At 49.8% G+C, this 4,666-nt stretch carries 2 rRNA genes; both read left to right on the top strand.

The features are described from left to right. Window positions 1–14: 14 nt before the first annotated feature. A 16S ribosomal RNA gene (locus tag ESZ50_RS08445) occupies window positions 15–1,566 on the top strand. 233 nt (window positions 1,567–1,799) lie between these two features. Further along, window positions 1,800–4,666 (top strand): 23S ribosomal RNA (locus tag ESZ50_RS08440); the annotation flags it as partial.

The following is a 4,666-nucleotide window of genomic DNA, read 5'->3' as shown; positions in this document are numbered from 1 at the left end:
AGCAATTTGTTTCTCAAAATGAGAGTTTGATCCTGGCTCAGGATGAACGCTGGCGGCGTGCCTAATACATGCAAGTCGAACGCTGATTATCGAAAGCTTGCTTTTGATATGATGAGTGGCGAACGGGTGAGTAACACGTGGGAAACCTACCTCTTAGCAGGGGATAACATTTGGAAACAGATGCTAATACCGTATAACAGTTAAAACCGCATGGTTTTAATTTAAAAGATGGTTCTGCTATCACTAAGAGATGGTCCCGCGGTGCATTAGCTAGATGGTGAGGTAACGGCTCACCATGGCGATGATGCATAGCCGAGTTGAGAGACTGATCGGCCACAATGGGACTGAGACACGGCCCATACTCCTACGGGAGGCAGCAGTAGGGAATCTTCCACAATGGGCGCAAGCCTGATGGAGCAACGCCGCGTGTGTGATGAAGGGTTTCGGCTCGTAAAGCACTGTTGTAAGAGAAGAATGACATTGAGAGTAACTGTTCAGTGTGTGACGGTATCTTACCAGAAAGGGACGGCTAAATACGTGCCAGCAGCCGCGGTAATACGTATGTCCCAAGCGTTATCCGGATTTATTGGGCGTAAAGCGAGCGCAGACGGTTATTTAAGTCTGAAGTGAAAGCCCTCAGCTCAACTGAGGAATTGCTTTGGAAACTGGATGACTTGAGTGCAGTAGAGGAAAGTGGAACTCCATGTGTAGCGGTGGAATGCGTAGATATATGGAAGAACACCAGTGGCGAAGGCGGCTTTCTGGACTGTAACTGACGTTGAGGCTCGAAAGTGTGGGTAGCAAACAGGATTAGATACCCTGGTAGTCCACACCGTAAACGATGAGTGCTAGGTGTTTGGGGGTTTCCGCCCCTAAGTGCCGCAGCTAACGCATTAAGCACTCCGCCTGGGGAGTACGACCGCAAGGTTGAAACTCAAAGGAATTGACGGGGACCCGCACAAGCGGTGGAGCATGTGGTTTAATTCGAAGCAACGCGAAGAACCTTACCAGGTCTTGACATCCCTTGACAACTCCAGAGATGGAGTGTTCCCTTCGGGGACAAGGTGACAGGTGGTGCATGGTTGTCGTCAGCTCGTGTCGTGAGATGTTGGGTTAAGTCCCGCAACGAGCGCAACCCTTATTGTTAGTTGCCAGCATTTAGTTGGGCACTCTAGCAAGACTGCCGGTGACAAACCGGAGGAAGGCGGGGATGACGTCAAATCATCATGCCCCTTATGACCTGGGCTACACACGTGCTACAATGGCGTATACAACGAGTTGCCAACCCGCGAGGGTGAGCTAATCTCTTAAAGTACGTCTCAGTTCGGATTGTAGGCTGCAACTCGCCTACATGAAGTCGGAATCGCTAGTAATCGCGGATCAGCACGCCGCGGTGAATACGTTCCCGGGTCTTGTACACACCGCCCGTCACACCATGAGAGTTTGTAACACCCAAAGCCGGTGGGGTAACCTTTTAGGAGCCAACCGTCTAAGGTGGGACAGATGATTAGGGTGAAGTCGTAACAAGGTAGCCGTAGGAGAACCTGCGGCTGGATCACCTCCTTTCTAAGGAAAATCGGAAACCTACACATACATTGAAACGTTATTCAGTTTTGAGTGATTTACACTCAANNTTTAGTTCTTTGAAAACTGAATCTATTTGTAAATTTTTAGTTATTAATATTTATATTAATTACACCGAGAATATTACACTGCGTAATTTTTTGAGTTTTAGAGATTAAAAATCGCAAGTGACTTAATTGTCACATACTCAAACTTATTTAACGACGAAGTCGTTAGGTTAAGTTATTAAGGGCGCATGGTGGATGCCTTGGCACTAGGAGCCGATGAAGGACGGGACTAACACCGATATGCTTCGGGGAGCTGTAAGTAAGCTTTGATCCGGAGATTTCCGAATGGGGGAACCCAGCTAGTGTATGCTAGTTATCTGCTGGTGAATATATAGCCAGTATGAAGGTAGACGTTGTGAACTGAAACATCTCATTAGCAACAGGAATAGAAAGAAAAATCGATTCCGTCAGTAGCGGCGAGCGAAAGCGGACAAGCCCAAACCAGAGTGCTTGCACTCTGGGGTTGTAGGACCGACATTGTGGAGTTACAAAATTGTTTATTAGTTGAATCAGCTGGGAAGCTGAGCGAAACAAGGTGATAGCCCTGTAAACGAAAGTAAGCAATCTCCCGTCGGGATCCTGAGTACGGCCGGACACGTGAAATCCGGTCGGAATCCGGGAGGACCATCTCCCAAGGCTAAATACTCCCTAGTGACCGATAGTGAACCAGTACCGTGAGGGAAAGGTGAAAAGCACCCCGGAAGGGGAGTGAAAGAGTTCTTGAAACCATGTGCCTACAAGAAGTTAGAGCCCGTTAATGGGTGATAGCGTGCCTTTTGTAGAATGAACCGGCGAGTTACGCTCACATGCAAGGTTAAGGTGGAAAGACCGGAGCCGTAGCGAAAGCGAGTCTGAAATGGGCGACATAGTATGTGGGTGTAGACCCGAAACCAGGTGACCTACCCATGTCCAGGGTGAAGGTGCGGTAAAACGCACTGGAGGCCCGAACCGGTGCATGTTGAAAAATGCTCGGATGAGGTGTGGGTAGCGGTGAAATTCCAATCGAACTTGGAGATAGCTGGTTCTCTCCGAAATAGCTTTAGGGCTAGCCTCGGAATGTAGCGTCTTGGAGGTAGAGCACTGTTTTGGTGCGGGGCCCATCTCGGGTTACCAAATTAAGATAAACTCCGAATGCCAATGACGTATGTCCGGGAGTCAGACAGTGAGTGATAAGATCCATTGTCAAAAGGGGAACAGCCCAGATCGCCAGTTAAGGTCCCTAAGTGTGTGTTAAGTGGAAAAGGATGTGGAGTTGCATAGACAACTAGGATGTTGGCTCAGAAGCAGCCACCATTTAAAGAGTGCGTAATAGCTCACTAGTCGAGTGATTCTGCGCCGAAAATGTACCGGGGCTAAACACACCACCGAAACTGCGGGTGCCACGTAAGTGGCGCGGTAGGAGAGCGTTCTATATGTGAAGAAGTTAGACCGTGAGGACTAGTGGAACGTATAGAAGTGAGAATGCCGGTATGAGTAGCGAAAGACAGGTGAGAATCCTGTCCACCGTATGACTAAGGTTTCCTGGGGAAGGCTCGTCCTCCCAGGGTTAGTCGGGACCTAAGGCGAGGCCGAAAGGCGTAGTCGATGGATAACAGGTTGAGATTCCTGTACCAGGTGAATATGTTTGAACGATGGAGGGACGCAGGAGGCTAACGAATCCCAGCGGCTGGAAATGCTGGGCTAAATAATAAGTCTTGAGTTGAGTTAAATGCTTGATTCTGCACGGACAAGTTATGATGGGGACCGAAATAAAGTAGGGAAGTTCGTGACGTCACACTGCCAAGAAAAGCTTCTAGTTAGTATTTACCTGCCCGTACCGCAAACCGACACAGGTAGTCGAGGAGAGCATCCTAAGGTGAGCGAGTGAACTCTCGTTAAGGAACTCGGCAAAATGACCCCGTAACTTCGGGAGAAGGGGTGCTGTGCGTAAGCACAGCCGCAGTGAATAGGCCCAGGCGACTGTTTATCAAAAACACAGGTTTCTGCAAAATCGTAAGATGACGTATAGGGGCTGACGCCTGCCCGGTGCTGGAAGGTTAAAAGGAGTGCTTAGCTTCGGCGAAGGTACGAATTGAAGCCCCAGTAAACGGCGGCCGTAACTATAACGGTCCTAAGGTAGCGAAATTCCTTGTCGGGTAAGTTCCGACCCGCACGAAAGGCGTAACGATCTGGGCACTGTCTCAACGAGAGACTCGGTGAAATTTAAATACCCGTGAAGATGCGGGTTACCCGCGACAGGACGGAAAGACCCCATGGAGCTTTACTGTAGCTTGATATTGAGTGTTTGTGCAGCTTGTACAGCATAGGTAGGAGCCGTAGAAATCGGAACGCTAGTTTCGATGGAGGCGCAGGTGGGATACTACCCTCGTTGTATGACCACTCTAACTCACACCACTAAGCGTGGTGGAAGACAGTGTCTGGCAGGCAGTTTGACTGGGGCGGTCGCCTCCTAAAAGGTAACGGAGGCGCCCAAAGGTTCCCTCAGAATGGTTGGAAATCATTCGCAGAGTGTAAAGGCACAAGGGAGCTTGACTGTGAGACTTACCAGTCGAGCAGGTACGAAAGTAGGGCTTAGTGATCCGGTGGTTCCGCATGGAAGGGCCATCGCTCAACGGACAAAAGCTACCCTGGGGATAACAGGCTTATCTCCCCCAAGAGTCCACATCGACGGGGAGGTTTGGCACCTCGATGTCGGCTCATCGCATCCTGGGGCTGTAGTCGGTCCCAAGGGTTGGGCTGTTCGCCCATTAAAGCGGTACGCGAGCTGGGTTCAGAACGTCGTGAGACAGTTCGGTCCCTATCCGTCGCGGGCGCAGGAAATTTGAGAGGAGTTGCCCTTAGTACGAGAGGACCGGGGTGAACGTACCTCTGGTGTATCAGTTGTGCCGCCAGGTGCATCGCTGAGTAGCTATGTACGGATGAGATAAACGCTGAAAGCATCTAAGTGTGAAACTCGCCTCGAGATGAGATTTCCCATTCATTTATGAAGTAAGACCCCTCAAAGAAGATGAGGTAGATAGGCTAGAAGTGGAAGT

Origin of the sequence: Weissella muntiaci (genome assembly GCF_008107635.1) — a bacterium.
Lineage (GTDB): Bacteria > Bacillota > Bacilli > Lactobacillales > Lactobacillaceae > Weissella > Weissella muntiaci.
This window is presented reverse-complemented; position numbering and strand designations above follow the sequence as displayed.